Below are 16,241 nucleotides of genomic sequence, written 5' to 3'. Positions count from 1 at the left end.
AGTTCAGTTCTCCTGCATCGGGATTCGGACGCCGCGCGTGGCGGCGACATCTGCCGCGTGCTGGTAACCGGCATCGACGTGGCGGATCACGCCCATGGCGGGATCGTTGGACAGCACCCGCTCGAGCTTGCGGGCGGCCAGTTCGGTGCCGTCGGCGATGCACACCTGCCCGGCGTGGATGGAACGGCCCATGCCCACTCCGCCGCCGTGGTGGATCGACACCCATGATGCCCCGGACGCGGTGTTGACCAGGGCATTGAGCAGCGGCCAGTCGGCGATGGCGTCGGAGCCGTCGGCCATGGCCTCGGTCTCGCGATAGGGGGAGGCGACGGAACCGGAGTCCAGGTGGTCACGGCCGATGGCGACCGGCGCGGACAGTTCTCCGGAGGCGACCATCTCGTTGAACTTGAGTCCCGCCCGGTGGCGTTCGCCGTAGCCGAGCCAGCAGATGCGGGCGGGCAGGCCCTCGAAGTGGACCTTCTCCCCGGCCATGGTGATCCAGCGCTCGAGGTGCTCGTTCTCCGGGAACAGCTCGAGAATGGCCTGGTCGGTGGCGGCGATGTCCTTCGGGTCGCCGGACAGGGCGGCCCAGCGGAACGGGCCCAGGCCCTCTTCGAACAGCGGCCGGATGTAGGCGGGCACGAATCCCGGGAATTCGAAGGCGCGCTCGTAGCCGCCCTTGCGGGCCTCGTCGCGGATGGAGTTGCCGTAGTCGAACACCTCGGCGCCGGCGTCCTGGAAACCGACCATGGCCTCGACGTGAGCGGCCATGGACTTGCGGGCCTCGGTGGTGAACCAGGCGGGATCCTCGGCGGCGCGGCGGTGCCAGTCGGCCACGTCGACGCCGATCGGCAGGTAGGACAGCGGGTCGTGGGCCGAGGTCTGGTCGGTCACGATGTCGATCGGCGCGCCCATGGCGAGCAGGCGCGGGAAGATCTCCGCGGCATTGCCGACCACGCCGATGGACAGCGGTTCCCGCGCGTCGCGCTTCTGGACGGCCAGTTCCAGTGCGGCTTCGAGGCTTTCGGCCTTGGTGTCGAGGTAGCCGTGCGCGATGCGGCGATCGATGCGGGTGACGTCGACGTCGACGCACAGCGCCACGCCGTCGTTCATGGTCACCGCGAGCGGCTGCGCGCCGCCCATGCCGCCGACGCCGGCGGTCAGGGTGATGGTGCCGGCGAGGGTGCCGCCGAAACGCTTGCGCGCCACCGCGCCGAAGGTCTCGTAGGTGCCCTGGAGGATGCCCTGGCTGCCGATGTAGATCCACGAACCCGCGGTCATCTGGCCGTACATCATGAGGCCCTCGGCCTCGAGCTTGCGGAACTGCTCCCAGTTGGCCCAGTCGCCGACGAGGTTGGAGTTGGCCAGCAGGACGCGCGGCGCCCATTCGCTGGTGCGCATCACGCCGACCGGCTTGCCGGACTGAACCAGCAGCGTCTCATCGTCTTTCAGGGTGGTCAGCGTGCGCACGATGGCGTCGTAGGCATCCCAGCTGCGGGCGGCGCGGCCGGTGCCGCCGTAGACGACCAGATCGTCGGGACGCTCGGCGACCTCGGGGTCGAGGTTGTTCATCAGCATGCGCAGGGCGCCCTCCTGCTGCCAGCCGAGGCAGTTCAGTTCGGTGCCGCGCGGCGCACGGACCGGGCGGGGGCCGGACGTGGGGTTGGTGGTCATCGGGACTCCTGTGTATGGGCTGATCGTGACGCCCATAACACCCCGGATTCGACGCCTGGAACAGCGTCGGCGCGAGAGATTCTCGGATCCGAGACACCTGACCGCTGCGGGGCGTCGCCGGAGCGCCGATACACTTGGGCCCGAACGGGCGGGTGTCCACCGATGGGCAGGATGTGGAACAGGTGACGAATGTGGCGATGGACGAGGTGGATATCGCGTCGCTGTATCGGGCTCGCGGCCGTGGAGCAGCCCCGGCGTATCAGCGCGTCAAGGATCTGATCACCGAGCAGATCGTCTCGGGGCGCTGGCGGGAGGGCGAGCTGCTGCCGTCGGAGAATCAGCTGGTCGGTGCGCTGGGACTGTCGCGCATGACGATCAATCGCGCGCTGCGGGAGTTGAGTGCGGACGGTCTGGTGGTCCGGCTGACCGGTGTCGGCACGTTCGTGGCCGAGCGGAAGGTCAGTTCGGCGCTGGTCGAGGTGCGCAATATCGCCGACGAGATCGGGGACCGGGGCCACCGGCATCGGGCCGAGGTGGTGTCGCTGGAGGAGCGCCGGGCGGATTCGGTGATCGCGCAGGACCTCGGCGTCGCCGAGGGCAGTCCCGTCTTCCATTCGAAGCTGGTGCATTTCGAGGATGGACTGCCGATCCAGCTGGAGGATCGCTTCGTGAATCCCGAGTTCGCGCCGCGCTATCTGGAACAGGACTTCACGACCACGACGCCCAACACCTACCTGGTGTCGGTGGCTCCGCTCGGTCGTGGCGAGCATGTGGTGGAGGCGGTGCTGCCGACCCCCGACGAGTGCGCCCTGCTCGGGCTCGCCGAGTCGGAGCCGTGTCTGCTGATCCGCCGTCGTACCTGGTCGGAGGACCGGCTGGTCAGTTCGGCACGGCTGCTGCATCCCGGTTCCCGCTACCGGCTCGCGGGAACCTTCGACGCGCAGACTTCCTGAGGGATTACCCGGTGCGGACCAGGCCGCGGATCTGACGCACCGCCACGGACATGGCGGCCACATCGGCGGTCGGGCTCTCGAGGATTTCGGTGAGGGTGGAGCTGGTCCGGTGGATGCGGGTGGCGTTGCGGGTCGCCCACCGGGCGATGGTGTCGGCGGGCGGCTCGGCCGGATCGGGCCGGTCCGCCAGGAGCGCCAGGCACAGCAGGCGCAGGGATCCGTACACGTCGTCGCGCAGGGCCAGCCGGGCCATCGAACCCCAGCGGTTCTCGGTGGACAGTCGCGAAACCGATTGCAGTAGGCGCACTGTGCCCAGATGCTGGCTCAGCGCGTAGTACAGCCCGGCCACGTCGGCCACCTCGTGACCGCCCGCGTCGGCGACCTCGATGATGTCGAGCAACCCGAACTGGTCGAGCAGCAGGTGCACCCGGGCGGCCAGCTCGTGCGGCACCCCGGCGTCGATCGAGTCCGCGATGCGGCCGTGCAGGTCCGCCAGTTCACGGTCGCGCAGCCATTCCGGGACCAGGTGCGCGTGTGCCGCCAGTCGCGGGGCGAATCTGCCTGTCTCGGTGGCGATGTCGAGCGGCTGCGGGCGGTTGGCCAGCAGCCAGCGCACCGCCCGGTCGAGCACCCGCTGCGTGGTGCGGACGAGCCCGTTGGTCACCGCCGCCGGCAGTCCGCTGGCGGCGATGTCGTCCCAGAGGCGGTGCAGTCCGAAGATGCGGGCGGCGACGAGATAGGCGCGCACCACGTCCGGCCCGCCGGCCGCGGAGTCCTCGGCCAGCCGGAAGACGACACTGATTCCGCCGTGGTCGATCACATCGTTGGCGAGCTGTGTCGCCACGATCTCGCGGTGCAGCGGGTGCTCGGACACGCTGTCGCCGAAACGTTCTCGCAGTGAGGCGGGGAAGTAGGCGAGCAGGTGATCGTGCATCGTGGGGTCGTCGGGCAGGTCGCCGGCGAGCAGTTCGTCCTTGATCGCGAGTTTGGCGTGCGCCAGCAGGGTCGCCAGTTCCGGGGAGGTCAGACCGCGGCCGCTGTCGGCGCGCCGGGTGAGCTCGTTCTCGTCGGGCAGCGCCTCCAGGGCCCGGACCAGTCCGCGTCGGGCCTCCAGCTGCGCGATCATGCGGGCGTGCACGCCGATGCGGGCGGCCGCGTCGGCCCGGCTCACGCCCAGGACCCGGTTCTGGGAACGGTTGTCCCGCAGGACGATCCGGCCGACCTCGGCGGTCATGTCGGCCAGCAGCCCGTCGCGCTCGGCCCGGTCCACCCGGCCCGCCGACATCATGCCGTCCAGCAGAATCTTGATGTTCACTTCGTGGTCGGAGCAGTCGACCCCGGCCGAGTTGTCCAAGGCGTCGGTGTTGATTCTGCCTCCGCCGCAGGCGTATTCGATGCGGCCGCGCGCGGTGAATCCGAGGTTGCCGCCCTCGCCGACCACGGTGGCCCGCACGTCGGCGGCGTTCACCCGCACGCCGTCATTGGCCTTGTCGCCGACGTCGGCGTGTGATTCGGCGGCGGCCTTGACGTAGGTACCCACGCCGCCGTTCCACAGCAGGTCGACGGGTGCGCGCAGGATCGCGCGGATCACCTCGTTCGGTGGCGCCGCCGTGACCGACTCCGGAAGCCCAAGTACGGCACGGACTTCGGGACTGAGGGGCACCGATTTCGCCGATCGCGGCCACACCCCGCCGCCGGCGCTGATGAGGGTGGGATCGTAGTCCGCCCAGGACGAGCGGGGCAGTTCGAACAGTCGCCGGCGTTCGGCGTAGGAGATCGCTGCCCGCGGCTGCGGGTCGAGGAAGATGTGCCGGTGGTCGAACGCGGCGACCAGCCTGATGTGCTCGCTGAGCAGCATGCCGTTGCCGAAGACGTCGCCGCTCATATCGCCGATCCCGGCCACCGTGAAGTCGGCGGTGCTGGTGTCGCGGCCCATTTCGTGGAAGTGGCGTTCGACGCTCTCCCACGCGCCGCGGGCGGTGATGCCCATCGCCTTGTGGTCGTAGCCGACCGATCCGCCCGAGGCGAACGCGTCGCCGAGCCAGAAACCGTAGCCCGCTGCGACATCGTTGGCGATATCGGAGAAGGTCGCGGTGCCCTTGTCCGCGGCCACCACCAGGTAGGTGTCGTCGCCGTCGTGGCGGACCACGTCGCGGGCCGGGAGCACGGCTCCCGTGGCCGCGTCGATATTGTCGGTGACGTCGAGCAGGCCGGCGATGAACTGCCGGTAGCAGGCGATGCCCTCGGCCAGGTGGGCGGCGCGGTCGGCCGCGTCGTCGCCGGTGGGCCGCGGGGGTTGTTTGACGACGAATCCGCCCTTGGCGCCGACCGGCACGATGACGGCGTTCTTCACCGCCTGCGCCTTGACCAGTCCGAGGACCTCGGTGCGCAGGTCCTCCTTGCGGTCCGACCAGCGCAGGCCGCCGCGCGCCACGGCGCCGAACCGCAGATGCACGCCCTCGACCCGGGGCGAGTAGACGAAGATCTCGAATCGTGGCCTGGGATGGGGGAGTTCGTCGATTCGCTGCGGGTCCAGCTTGATCGACAGTGCCGTCGCATGGCCGTCGCGCACGAAGTAGTTGGTGCGCAGCGTGTTCCGCACCAGCGTGGTGAGGGCGCGCAGAATGCGGTCCGCTTCGAGCCCGACGACCCGGCCGATGGCGTCGTTGAGCCGGTCGGTCACGTCGGCCTCGGCGGATGTGGAGTGCCCGTCCGGCGCGAACCGCGTGTGGAACAGGTCTGCCAGCAGCCGCGCGGATTCGGGGTGTGCGGCAAGGACTTCCGCGATCCGTTCCGGGCTGTACGGGAATCCGCTCTGCCGCAGGTACTTCGCGTACGCCCGCAGTACCGACACCGGACGCCAGGCCAATCCCGCGCCCAGCACCAGGCGGTTGAAGGTGTCGCTCTCGGCGTCGCCCCGCCAGGCGGCGGCGAAGGCTTCGGTGAAGCGGGTGTGCGTGCCGTCGTCGGGTGCCGGTTCGCTGTCGAAGGCCAGGCCGAAGTCGTATATCCAGCATTGGTTTCCGGCCGCATCGTCGACCGGGTAGGTGCGTTCGTCCAGGACTTCCACGCCGAGGGACTGGATGACCGGCAGGATGCGGCTGAGCGAGACGGCCGCACCGGCGATGTAGAGCGTGAGCCGCAATCGTCCGCGCGCCCGTCCGGTGGGTGGGTGCAGAGCCACGTCGCACGAATCGGGGTGCAGCGTTTCGATGCGGGCGATGTCGGCGGCGGCCCGGCCGGGGTCGAAATCGTGTTTGTACCACTCGGGCAGGGACCGGGAGTACGCCTTCGCCAGGGTGTGGTCTGCCATGCGTGCGTAGAGGTCGTCGTCCCAGTCCTGCGTCATTGTCGGAAATCTCCCCGTTGCGGCGGTTGTATATACAACAACATACAACCGCTGTGAGGGGCCTCACAAGCAGGGGTGCCGAGTCACCGCGCTACCGGTGCCTGACCCGCGATTCGCGAGGTCAGGCGCTCCGCGCCCCACCGCAGGGCCTGGCCCACCACCTCCGGCTCGGGATAGGACAGCGTGCGCCATGTGGTGCTGAGGGCCGCGACCGGACGGCTGTTGTGGTCGAACACCGCCGTGCCGACCGACCGCAGGCCCGCCGTCACCAGTTCCACCTCCTCGGCCCAGCCGCGGGCGCGGATCTGTTCCAGGTCCCGGCGCAGCTCGGTCAAGGTCCGGGGTCCGCGCCCGGTGCGGGTGATGAAGTCGGAACGCTTGGCGTACAACGCTTTCACCTGGGCATCGGGTAGCGAGGCGAGAATCGCCCGCCCGTTCGCGGTCAGATGCGACGGCAGCCGAACCCCGATATCGGTGATCAGCGAGACCTCCGCGGCCGGACCGGAGCCGGGGCGTTCCTTGAGTAGGTAGACGGTCTCGTTGCCGTGCAGAATGCCCAGATGCACGGCCTGCCCGAGCTGCCTGGCCAGCTGGTGCAGAATCGGCTGAGCCAGCCGTTCCAGCGGTTCGTGGCGCAGGTAGGCCGAACCGATCTCGAAGGACGTCACGCCCAGCCCGTAGGCCTGTTCGCCCGGCACATACACCACGAATCCGCGGTCCACCAGCACCGACAGGATGTGGTAGACGGACGAGCGCGGTAGCCCCAGATCGCGGGCGAGTGCCGCGGCCCGGACCGGGCCCGGACCCTGGGCCAATCGGACGAGGATGTCGAGCGCCCGACCGACCGCCGGCGACGTGGTCGAAACCGAAGATTGGGCCATGCCCCGGATTCTGCCAGCGACGCCGAATCGGCAGTGGCGACGGCGAAGTGGGTCTCGGGCATCCACTCCGATCGCAACAGTGAAGCGTTATCGTTTCTCATTGCTCACGCTGTCGTGAGCGATACGTGAGGAGCACCACCATGAAGAATTCCCGCCGAGCCGGAATCGGCGCGACGGCGTTCGGCGCCGCGGCCGCCGTCGCCGCCCTGACCGCCCCCGACGCGAGCGCGCTGGTCACCGGAATCACGGTCAGCGGCAGCCAGGTCTGTGTCAACCAGGCCACCACCGTCACCGTCGCCGTCACCGCGACCTCGTTCCTGTTCGACGTATCGCTGACCGACAATGACACCCAGGTCGGCAACTCCAAGGTGTCCAACAGCCAGGCCACCTTCAGCTGGACGCCCACCACCACCGGTTCCCGCACGCTCGAGGCGACGCAGGAGGTGGTCAGCACCAAGACCACCACCGTGAACGTCGTCGACTGCACCCCGTCGGGTGGCGGCTCCGGCTCCTCCGCGTCCAACCCCCTCTCGGGACTCCTCAGCAGCCTCTCGGCCCAGTGAGCCGATAGCGCGAGCCAGGCGAAAGCCGCTGCCGGGCAGCTGCTTTCGCCTCTCGATGGGATCTCAGATTCCGTTGAGCCGGGCCAGGATGTCGAACGCGCGTTCCGTGGTCTGTCGCTCCAGTTCGATCTCCGCGGCCGTCGCCGTCGTCAGTGCGGGATTCGCGAGGGCGAGTCCGTTGGCGAAGATCGTCACATTGGCCCCGAGGTCGGCGGCGACCAGCAGCGGCTTGGTGGCGACGCCCTGGCCGAGCACCTGATCGAGCCCTTCGCCGAAGAAGTAGAACCGCCACAGCGGGCCCATGTTCGCGTGGTAGATCCGGTCGGTCCGCTCGGTGATGACATCGCCGGTCTGGGCGATGCTGGCCACGATCTTGAAGTAGTCCCCGGCGTCGGCCGGTGTCGATCCGGCCTCGGCGACCGCCCGTGGCAGATCGACGATCAGATGCGCGTTGTAGCCGGCGAGCGCGACGCGGCCGGGTGAGGCCGCGCAGTCCGCGGCGAGCGCGAAGTAGTTGGCCCAGTGTGGTTCCGGCGTGCCGCCGCCGAACTCGGCATGCACATTGTCGAGGAACCGGCGCAACAGATCGAAGCTGACCCGGTGGGCGTACTCCGGGTCGGCGAACGCTTGCGGATCGCGCTGCAGCGGCAGCACCGCCTGCTGCTCGACGACGTCCAGACCGGTGGCGAAGCTGCCTCGGCGGTCCGCGTGCTGCTCGAGGATCCGGGTGATCAGGTGGTCGCGGGACACGGCGTCCTCGAGCAGTGCGAGTTCGTCGTCGCCGGCGAGTGTGCCGGTATCGGCGAGCCGGGCGATCTCGTCGTTCTCGGCGGCGGACAGGGTGGTCGCGCATTCCGGCGTGGACGGTGGTGCGGCGAGTGCGGTCGCGGGCGCGACCACTGCGGTGGCGGAAACGGACAGTGCGGCAACGAAATGCCAAAATGCATCGGGCACGATGGGGTTCTTAGCAGTGGCGGCCCGCGAGCGCCCGGCGGACACGCCGAGCAGGCGCCGGAAAGTTGACGGGATACATTTGCGCGGTCCGGATTCCTCTGTGAAAGGGTTACCGCCATGTCGATCGCCGCTGACAAGGTTGTCTCCATCGAATACACGCTGAAGGCCGATGACGGCGAGGTGCTGGACACTTCCGTCGGCGAGGCGCCGCTGGTGTACCTGCACGGCGCGGACAACATCGTGCCGGGCCTGGAGCAGGCCCTCGAGGGCAAGAACACCGGCGACGAGCTGGTCGTCGTGGTGGAGCCCGAGGACGCCTACGGTGAGTACCTGGCCGAACTGGTCAGCGCCGTGCCCCGCGACATGTTCGAGGGCGTGGACGAGCTCGAGCCCGGAATGGAGTTCCACGCCGAGGCGCCGGACGGCGATTCGCAGATCGTCACCGTCCGCCAGGTCGACGGCGACGAGGTGACCATCGACGCCAACCATCCGCTCGCCGGTCAGCGCTTGCACTTCACCGTCAAGGTCGTCGACATCCGCGACGCCAGCGAGGACGAACTCGCCCACGGCCACCCGCACGGCGAGGACGACCACGACCACTGAGGTACGAAGTAGGCGCGCTGTCTGCCACCGTCACCCCGCGGTGTCCGCCGGTAGACGCGAACCTGCCGCCTGTGCCAGGGCCTCGTCCGAAAGCGGGTGGATAGATCGGTCCGCGCTATTCGCGGAGCGGGTGTGGCGGGCGACGGTGTTCAGGTGGCGGAGGGCTTGGCTGTAGGAGGTGAGGAGGGAGGTCTCGGCGTAGGGGATGGCGAGTTCGGCGCAGAAGGCTCGGACCAGGGGTTGGGCGCTGCGGAGGGCGGGCCGGGGCATGGAGGGGAAGAGGTGGTGTTCGATCTGGTAGTTGAGTCCGCCCAGCGCGAGGTCGATCAGGGGTCCGCCGCGTACGTTCCGGGAGGTCAGGACTTGCCGGCGGAGGAAGTCGGTGTTGTCGTCGGCGGAGAGAACGGCCATGCCTTTGTGATTGGGCGCGAAGGTGCAGCCCATGTAGAAGCCGAACAGGCCCTGCTGGACAGCGATGAAGGCCAGCGCCTTGACCGGTGACAGCGCCAGGAAGACCGCGGTCGGGTAGGCGATCGCGTGTGCGGAGAGCAACGCGGCCTCCCGGATACGGTGTGGGATGGGCCATTTCAACACGGCGCGCACGCTCGAGTTGTGCAGGCTGCCCGCCTCGAGGAACAGCATCGGGAAGAAGAGCCAGGCCTGGTAGCGGAAGACGAAGCGCCGCCAGCCTTTTCCGGTGATCGCTCGTTCGCCGGAGTGGGCCAGGATTCCCGCGACGTCGGGGTCCGCGCCCTCGGTGTTGGGGTGCGCATGATGACGGTTGTGATTGCTGGTCCACCAGCCGATGCTCACTCCGGTGGCGAGATTCCCAACGATGAGCCCGTACAGATGATTGGCACGACGGGTTCGGAAGATCTGTTTGTGCCCGGCATCATGTCCGAGGAACGCGAGCTGCGCGAATACAGCGGCCAGGAAGACCGCGGTGCCTAGTTGCCACCACGAGTCGCCGATCACCCACAGTGCCGCCCATCCGGCCGCGAAAGCCGTTGCGGTGAACGCGGTTTTCCACCCGTAATACCGCATTCGCCGGTCGAGCAGACCCGCTTGCCGTACCTGCCGCAACAAGGCCGCGTACTCACTACCACGCGTCGGCGCGGATTCGGCCATCACCGGTGGCGGGATCTCCTGCACCGCCGGCCGGTGTCGTACCGTCTCGATTACCAAGGGTTCTGCACATCCTGCTGTCGTGGTGTCCAGCGATCGCTCCGCGAGCGCCCGCCGCCGCACGGGATTCCGAATTCGGCCCGGGCCGCGCACGGCACCGCCAGCGGGCCCGCGCACCCGGCACCAGCGTGTCGCGCCGCGGCCACCATCAGGTGAACGAACATACGAAGCACCAACACATCTGCATGACGATTTCGCGACCGTTCACGATCCAGCGGCCGAACGCCGACCGTCCGCTGCGGATCAGCTGGTCCTCGAGGCCGGGAAGGCGCTGTCCTGGAAGAAGTATCGGGTGTGTGCGTGGTGTCGGCTTCGGGCTCAACTCGGCACGGCCCTGCGAGTCCGGATATCGGCAGGGAGGCGACGATGCGCGAGCTCTTGCCCTAATCGGTGCGAGAACCAGGAAATCAGCCGAAAAGACCGTCGATCGCGCCTTGGATGGCCGTGACGGCTCGTGCCAACGAGCCGACTGTCTCGACGGCACGGCCCACAGCCTGCATCAGTCCGGCGAGATAGGTTCTATTGGGGCGCTCCTGGGCAACCTCGGTTGCGGCGCGGTCGACGGTGTCTGCTATGTCATCTCGATCCGGCAAATCCGTTTCGCCGCTGCGGATTTGTTCGGCGAGGTCGAGTAACGCGCGGCGAATGGCCGCCGGATCGGACGCGACTGTGACCGCTGCGCCGGGACCTGCTTGCACGACATGCGCGTCCCGGCCGGCCAATGCCGAACCGGTCATGGTGACGTCGCCGCCGATGTTCACCGCGGAGTGCTCGTCCCGCTGCATCGTGCCGCCTTTCGAAGGAACGGATTCGGTTGTGCTGCTGGTATTTCGACGGCTAGACGGCGCCTGAGAAAGTTGACGACCTGACCGTGGCCGCCGCGCCGCCCAGTGCCGAGTTGACCATGTGCACGTCGCCTCCGATCGCGACGCTGTTGTTGATGATGTGCTCGCTGCGCCGCTTCAACTCGTCGGGATCGACGTTCTTCTCGGACAGGAAGGTGACCAGAGTGTTGAAGATGCGTTTGTCGACGATCTTCATGACCATCTGCTCATCCAGGCTCTGGAAATAGCGGTGATAGACGATCCCGCCCCGCGCATCGCGGTTCGCGGCGTTCTCACGGGGGCTGGTCAGCGCACCGTGGTGAAAACGGGACAGTTCGCGGATCAGACGCTGCTGACGCCGGTCCTTGCGCCAGCAGCGCAGCCCGGCGAACGCCTGGTAGGAGACGCCGGGGACGGAGTCGAGCAAAGCCCTTGGCAACCTGCCCCCGCAGCGCACTCCCAGCCGCAGGATCTGACCCGCGGTCGGCCGAGCCAGCAGATCGTCGATCGCGTAGTAGTCGGGAGCGTACGGCGGCAGCACTGTGTAGTTCGTCTCGACGAACAGCGAATTGTCGTTCAGCACCAGCCGGATGAACGCTGACCACACCAATTCGCCGTCCCAGCAGATGATCTCGACGGTGAGATATGGTCGAGCACGATCTTCGGGCCGAGTCATCAACTGTGCGAGGGTGGCCTGATCCGTCCACGGCTTCGGTGCACCATATGGATCGGGGACGAAGCGTCGATCGTCGTGTACGTCAGCACCATTGACCAGCAGTCGATTGCTGACAGTGAGGTCGGGGATGTCGAGCCTACCGAGATCCGCGCCGAGTCGGGCATTCAATTCCACGGCCGTGAACGGCACGATCGGCACGGCCGGATCCTGCGGTTTGGTCGTGTCCAGTGCGAGCGACCAGCCGCCCCGGATCCACCCGTGACCGCCGAACGGGTTGTACCCGCGATAAACCGTCACATTGCCCGCGGCATGGGCCGCCACGTGGGCGATCTGCTGCCGGATGCGGACGGTCGGCGCGGGCGGCGGGGAGGTGGTCGGGAAGTTGTCCTTCCGAAGGCTCTGAGCCGTGGCGCCCCAGTAGGCGATGCACGCTTCGGCGAAGACGGTGCCCCAGGCGAGCACCAGCGCGAGCCCGACCAATGGCAACCGTTCCGGAAACCCGGATATCGCGAATGCCGCCAGTACCAACGTGCAGACGAGCAGCCCGTCGCGCATGGCTTGTCTGTGGCTCGCCGCCACAGCGTGCAAGCAGACGGTGACCATGTCCACCGCCGGCGATCGGGTCACCGCCAGCCGAGGTTCTTCGAGCACGGATTCGATGACCGTCCGTGCCATTCGGCTATCGAGATGCATGGCGACACACAGATATCTGGTCGCGGCGGATATTCGTGCCGAGGCTTGTGACGCCCCGGGCGTGCCCGGTGGCGCAGCCGGGGCCGCCGGGGTCGAAGCGCCGCCGTAAGTGGCCGCAGGTCCGCCGGATGACGCCGCGCCCCCGGTCGAAGTGGGCTGCAGGGCTCCGTTCGGATTGTTGCTCCAGGTCGGCATCTCCCCTCCGATTTCGCTAATTCTTCTGGGGTATAAGGAATTCCGGCCTCAGCACGAGCTTGGCGGGACGACCGTGGCGGTGCGATAGATCAGATATGTGCTGCCTGTGGACGTGAGACTGTCCATCAGATCCCAATTCGTGCAGGTCTCCCACTCCTGTCCCTTGGGGCCCATGCCAGCGGCCTGGGTACTCTGAAAAGTGATCCTGGCCGCGGTCGCGGTCGACCCGCCATTGGGTGTGAGGTCGATCAGCTCGATATTTCGGTCGAAGGTCGTGGACAGGTTGTCGGCGAAGTTGGCCCGGCTTCGTTGGTTGCTGGTGTCGAAGGGGCCTGACGGGTCCAGCGCACCCAGCGCCGCGTCGTAGTCGTGGCTGTTGATCCCGCTGAAGTAGGTGTTCAGCGTGGTGGCCACCGCGACCGCTCGCGGGTCGCCGATTAGCGAGGATTCGATGGTTACGACGCCGACCTGGGTTACCGGAGCGCGGGTCGTTGTTGTCGATGAATAGAGGCTGTGCTCGTCGGTTGTCGTCCCGGCCTGCAGGCTGGTATCGCGGGTGGAATTCGGACCTTTGTTCACCAGCGCCACCACCAGTGCGATAATCACGACCACCGCGATGGCGAGCACTGCGGCGCTGAGGATCCCAGTGGTCGGCCACTTGATTGCGGGGGTCCGGGGTAGCCCGGCCACGCTCGACACCTGTCTCGCCACGGCCGGTGGGGGCGGCAGCGCTGTGCGGACGGTCGGGACTGCGGCAGAAAGCATTTCGGTCCACAGCGCGGGGCTCGGTCTGCGTTCGGGTTCGGGGGAGAGACTGGTCTGCGCGAGATTGCCGAGGGCAGGTGTGATCGCGTCGAGCGCCGTCGGGTCCGTGGTGGTCTGGTTGCGCTCGAATAGTCGGATCGCGAGCAACCCGAGCTTGTATACGTCACCGGGCCGAGTAGCCTTCTCCTCGCCTCGCGGTAGCTGCCAGTCAGGGGTTTCGGCTTGTGGCAGCACACTTGCCCCATACAGCCGCATGGCGTCGCAGTCGAGGAGGAAGCAGGCTGGGTCCGGCATGGTGCTGAACAGCAGATTCTTCGGTGACAGATCTCCCACGACAATGCCGAGCCGATGCAGCCGGGTCAGCGTGGCGGCCAAGTCGGCCAGCAGTCGCAGCCGGTCCGTGTCGTTGATTCTCAACCCGATTCCGGCGATGTAGGCGTCATCGTTGAGCAGATACTCGAAGTTCGTCAGCCGCCGGGTGGTCGACGTGGTCCCGGACAGGCTGCGCAGATCGAACCGGAATCGGTCGGGCACCGAGCGCATGAGAAATCCGCACGCCCGGCCGTGGCGTTCGACGACCGCCGAGGGCCACGCTGCGTGCTCGCACAACCATTCACCTTCGGTCGCGCTGAGCCCGAACAGTAGGTTCACCATCTCGATCAGCGCGGCGGCATCGAGCTGTGGCAGCAATGCCGCGCCGTATTCCTTGAAGACCACCGGCCAGCCAGGGCCGCCACCGATGGTGATCTTCCGGTTGGTCACCTCGTGGACCGCGCCTTGCCCACCCTGGCCGACCCGCCGACCAAGCACGAGGTTCGCGTGGTCGACAGTGTGTGCTGGTGCCGACGTCATCGTGTCCTCGACGGGATTCGGGGCCAGACGGCAAGCAGAGTGCGGTCATCGTCGAATGTCGCGCGGGAGAAGTCCAGCACATGGGCGAGCCATGTCGGCGTCGGCGGTGACCCGAGATGGTGTGCGAAAAGACCGCCGATCCGGCCGTCGCCGTCGCCCAGCGGGAGACCGAAGCCGTCGGTGCCCACCAGCAGAACTTGCGACGGAGTCAGTTGCCGGCTGACTCGTTCCATCCGATCCGGCACATGTGGCAGCGGTGTGACACCGGTGGACACCACGTCGGATTGCGCGTCGGTTTCGGAATCGAACAGCGAGTGATAGCGCCCATCGGCGAGGTCCAGGATCCAAGCCCCCGAGTCGCCGACCCGGCAAAGTTCCGCCACGGGCCCCTCCGGATGTGACCAGATCAGGCCCGCCACCAGGGTGGTCGCGTAGAGTTGCGCGACCTGTGCTGGCGTCGGCCGCGCTTCACCCAGCCACCAGCGTGCAATTTCTGCCAGCCGCTCGGCGCCACACCTTGCCAGGTCGTCGAAGTCGGCCCAGCGCGGGTCATCGGACAGACGGTCCAGCATCCGGCCGACAGCGACCTCGCATACTTCCTTTGCACCGCGATGTGACAGTGTGGCGCTGGATACGCCGTCCGCCACCGCGAACACGATCGTGCCGGAGCGTTCGTCCAGCGCGGCGCGCACCGAATCCTGGCGTGGTTGGCGGTGATAACGATGCCGGGCGCCACGGACGGTGGCATAGCGCAAGGTCAGGTCAGTGGTGGACCAGCCATCGCATTCGCTGTCTGGAAAGCCGAAGCAGTCGGGACCAGACGGCGGGCGAGCCTCGAAAACGGGACCGGCCTCGTCCACTTCAATCGGTTCCCACGGCTCCTGCGCCGCGGTGACCGAGGCGGGATGTGGTGTGGCGGGGCCGATGTCGCTGTCGTCGGCGAGGCCGATGTCTGCCGCGGGTTTGCGCTGCCAGAGCGGCGACATCGCTAGCCGACCTCGTCGATTGCCATGGTGAACTGGTCAGGCCTATTGATAACCAGTTGTGGCGTACCGGAATTCAGCGCAATGCCGGATGCGACCAGGCTGGCGGTCAGTGCGTGGAAGAATTCCGCGATTGCCTGGCCGATGTCGACTCCAGGTTTGGCGATGAACGCGAACTCGGGGCGGGTGGCTACTTCGACCATCGTGGTGGGCTGGGCGTCCCCGATGCCGCACATGATGATGTTGGGGGCGGCGGGAGTCCTGCACTTGTCGGTCAGCACGCTGTGCGGGCCGCGCCAGGCGCCGCCGTCGGTCGGCTGGCCGTCACTGAGCATGAACACCACTGGGCGGTGAACCTTGTAGCCTTCCCCACGAAGCCACTGCACATCGTCGGGGATCCGGCGTAGTAGGTCGTCGAACACCGCTTGATAGTTGGTCAATCCGCGAATGATGACCTGAGGGAGCGCAGTCTGCACCCGCATGTCCGCGATGGCCAGGCGTACCTGCACGTCGTCGGAAAATCCGAGAATCGCGAGCCGAAGCTTCGCGGCGATCATGGGCTCGGCGCGCAATCCTTCGCACAGTGAGACCAGCCCGTTGTACAGGTCCCTGCGAAACGGACCCATCGAGCCCGACTCGTCGGCCAGCACATAGGCGGGCAGCAACACTCCCTTGATTTCGGGCATGAGGGCCCCCTTCGGATGCTCTCTCGCGAGCCCCTCCTACCCGAGACCCCGAGGATCGATCGATACCTATACGGTAGGCCCGCCATCCAGACTTAGACGGGTGGATTACACAGCCTTGTTGCCTAACCGATGTCGAAATATTTCCCGGCAGAGAGCATTTGCCAGAACTGTGCCCGCCTTCAGGTGATCACGCACTGGCGACGGAGCCAATCGTGCGGCGGGCCACTCGCTGATCGGAACGCGGGGAAACCGGTCCTGCACCTGAATTCTCGTCGAACCGTCCGACCAAGCGGACAGGTAAAACCGGCCGGTTGGATGGAAATACCGTGTGCTCGAAAGGATTCGAACCTCCGCTCCGTGTAACGATTCGTAGGCCATCCCAGACTCGTCGGCGAGCCGTATTCG

General features: G+C 67.3%; 12 protein-coding genes and 1 pseudogene. 3 read left to right on the top strand and 10 right to left on the bottom strand.

Going from position 1 to position 16,241, the window contains the following annotated elements:
• Window positions 1-3 precede the first annotated feature (3 nt).
• Window positions 4-1,674: a urocanate hydratase gene (gene hutU, locus ACFXN1_RS20205; RefSeq protein ID WP_379398515.1), complete on the bottom strand. Its 1,671-nt coding sequence runs from the start codon at window positions 1,672-1,674 to the stop codon at window positions 4-6.
• Window positions 1,675-1,871: 197 nt separating this feature from the next.
• Between hutU and hutC the strand changes: the two genes are divergently transcribed.
• Window positions 1,872-2,627, top strand: coding sequence for a histidine utilization repressor (gene hutC / locus ACFXN1_RS20200; RefSeq protein WP_379438494.1), 756 nt, complete (start codon window positions 1,872-1,874; stop codon window positions 2,625-2,627).
• Between the two features lie 4 nt (window positions 2,628-2,631).
• Here the strand turns inward: hutC and ACFXN1_RS20195 are convergent.
• Window positions 2,632-5,976 (bottom strand): annotated as a pseudogene (locus ACFXN1_RS20195) (NAD-glutamate dehydrogenase); the annotation flags it as partial.
• An 83-nt stretch (window positions 5,977-6,059) separates the two neighbouring features.
• On the bottom strand, window positions 6,060-6,857 hold the full coding sequence (locus ACFXN1_RS20190; protein WP_364614864.1) for an IclR family transcriptional regulator: 798 nt from the start codon (window positions 6,855-6,857) through the stop codon (window positions 6,060-6,062).
• Between the two features lie 140 nt (window positions 6,858-6,997).
• On the opposite strand from ACFXN1_RS20190, the gene ACFXN1_RS20185 reads away from it, so the two are divergent.
• Window positions 6,998-7,420 carry a hypothetical protein gene (locus ACFXN1_RS20185; protein WP_379438477.1) on the top strand — a complete coding sequence of 141 codons (423 nt, stop codon included), beginning with the start codon at window positions 6,998-7,000 and terminating at the stop codon, window positions 7,418-7,420.
• Between the two features lie 63 nt (window positions 7,421-7,483).
• Here ACFXN1_RS20185 and ACFXN1_RS20180 read toward each other — a convergent pair whose 3' ends face one another.
• Window positions 7,484-8,374, bottom strand: coding sequence for a DUF5995 family protein (locus ACFXN1_RS20180; protein ID WP_379398519.1), 891 nt, complete (start codon window positions 8,372-8,374; stop codon window positions 7,484-7,486).
• A gap of 117 nt (window positions 8,375-8,491) precedes the next feature.
• Between ACFXN1_RS20180 and ACFXN1_RS20175 the strand changes: the two genes are divergently transcribed.
• A complete protein-coding gene (locus ACFXN1_RS20175; RefSeq protein ID WP_379398521.1) occupies window positions 8,492-8,977 on the top strand; it encodes a peptidylprolyl isomerase in 486 nt (161 codons plus the stop codon).
• Between the two features lie 30 nt (window positions 8,978-9,007).
• Here ACFXN1_RS20175 and ACFXN1_RS20170 read toward each other — a convergent pair whose 3' ends face one another.
• The 6 genes from ACFXN1_RS20170 to ACFXN1_RS20145 all read right to left on the bottom strand — a co-directional run bounded on the left by ACFXN1_RS20170 (window position 9,008) and on the right by ACFXN1_RS20145 (window position 15,836).
• Complete coding sequence (locus ACFXN1_RS20170) at window positions 9,008-10,162, bottom strand: fatty acid desaturase family protein (protein WP_379398523.1); 1,155 nt, start codon at window positions 10,160-10,162, stop codon at window positions 9,008-9,010.
• A gap of 407 nt (window positions 10,163-10,569) precedes the next feature.
• A complete protein-coding gene (locus tag ACFXN1_RS20165) occupies window positions 10,570-10,947 on the bottom strand; it encodes a hypothetical protein (protein ID WP_379438476.1) in 378 nt (125 codons plus the stop codon).
• Between the two features lie 52 nt (window positions 10,948-10,999).
• Window positions 11,000-12,337 (bottom strand): hypothetical protein, encoded by a 1,338-nt coding sequence (locus ACFXN1_RS20160; protein WP_379438474.1) that lies wholly within the window; start codon window positions 12,335-12,337, stop codon window positions 11,000-11,002.
• Window positions 12,338-12,598: 261 nt separating this feature from the next.
• A complete protein-coding gene (locus ACFXN1_RS20155) occupies window positions 12,599-14,077 on the bottom strand; it encodes a hypothetical protein (protein WP_379438473.1) in 1,479 nt (492 codons plus the stop codon).
• A gap of 86 nt (window positions 14,078-14,163) precedes the next feature.
• Complete coding sequence (locus ACFXN1_RS20150) at window positions 14,164-15,153, bottom strand: protein phosphatase 2C domain-containing protein (protein ID WP_379438471.1); 990 nt, start codon at window positions 15,151-15,153, stop codon at window positions 14,164-14,166.
• A 2-nt stretch (window positions 15,154-15,155) separates the two neighbouring features.
• Complete coding sequence (locus tag ACFXN1_RS20145; RefSeq protein ID WP_379438470.1) at window positions 15,156-15,836, bottom strand: hypothetical protein; 681 nt, start codon at window positions 15,834-15,836, stop codon at window positions 15,156-15,158.
• Window positions 15,837-16,241 lie beyond the last annotated feature (405 nt).

The organism is Nocardia sp. NPDC059154 (assembly GCF_042755705.1).
Lineage (GTDB): Bacteria > Actinomycetota > Actinomycetes > Mycobacteriales > Mycobacteriaceae > Nocardia.
The sequence above is the reverse complement of the archived record's forward strand: the minus strand, read 5'-3'. Positions and strand labels throughout refer to the sequence as shown.

What these genes read in the sequence shown, in the direction of transcription:
- ACFXN1_RS20160 (WP_379438474.1), bottom strand. Translation starts at nt 12,337, where the DNA reads ATGGCACGGACGGTCATCGAATCCGTGCTCGAAGAACCTCGGCTGGCG.
- ACFXN1_RS20145 (WP_379438470.1), bottom strand. Translation starts at nt 15,836, where the DNA reads ATGCCCGAAATCAAGGGAGTGTTGCTGCCCGCCTATGTGCTGGCCGAC.
- ACFXN1_RS20165 (WP_379438476.1), bottom strand. Translation starts at nt 10,947, where the DNA reads ATGCAGCGGGACGAGCACTCCGCGGTGAACATCGGCGGCGACGTCACC.
- ACFXN1_RS20175 (WP_379398521.1), top strand. Translation starts at nt 8,492, where the DNA reads ATGTCGATCGCCGCTGACAAGGTTGTCTCCATCGAATACACGCTGAAG.
- hutU (WP_379398515.1), bottom strand. Translation starts at nt 1,674, where the DNA reads ATGACCACCAACCCCACGTCCGGCCCCCGCCCGGTCCGTGCGCCGCGC.
- ACFXN1_RS20185 (WP_379438477.1), top strand. Translation starts at nt 6,998, where the DNA reads ATGAAGAATTCCCGCCGAGCCGGAATCGGCGCGACGGCGTTCGGCGCC.
- ACFXN1_RS20190 (WP_364614864.1), bottom strand. Translation starts at nt 6,857, where the DNA reads ATGGCCCAATCTTCGGTTTCGACCACGTCGCCGGCGGTCGGTCGGGCG.
- hutC (WP_379438494.1), top strand. Translation starts at nt 1,872, where the DNA reads ATGGACGAGGTGGATATCGCGTCGCTGTATCGGGCTCGCGGCCGTGGA.
- ACFXN1_RS20150 (WP_379438471.1), bottom strand. Translation starts at nt 15,153, where the DNA reads ATGTCGCCGCTCTGGCAGCGCAAACCCGCGGCAGACATCGGCCTCGCC.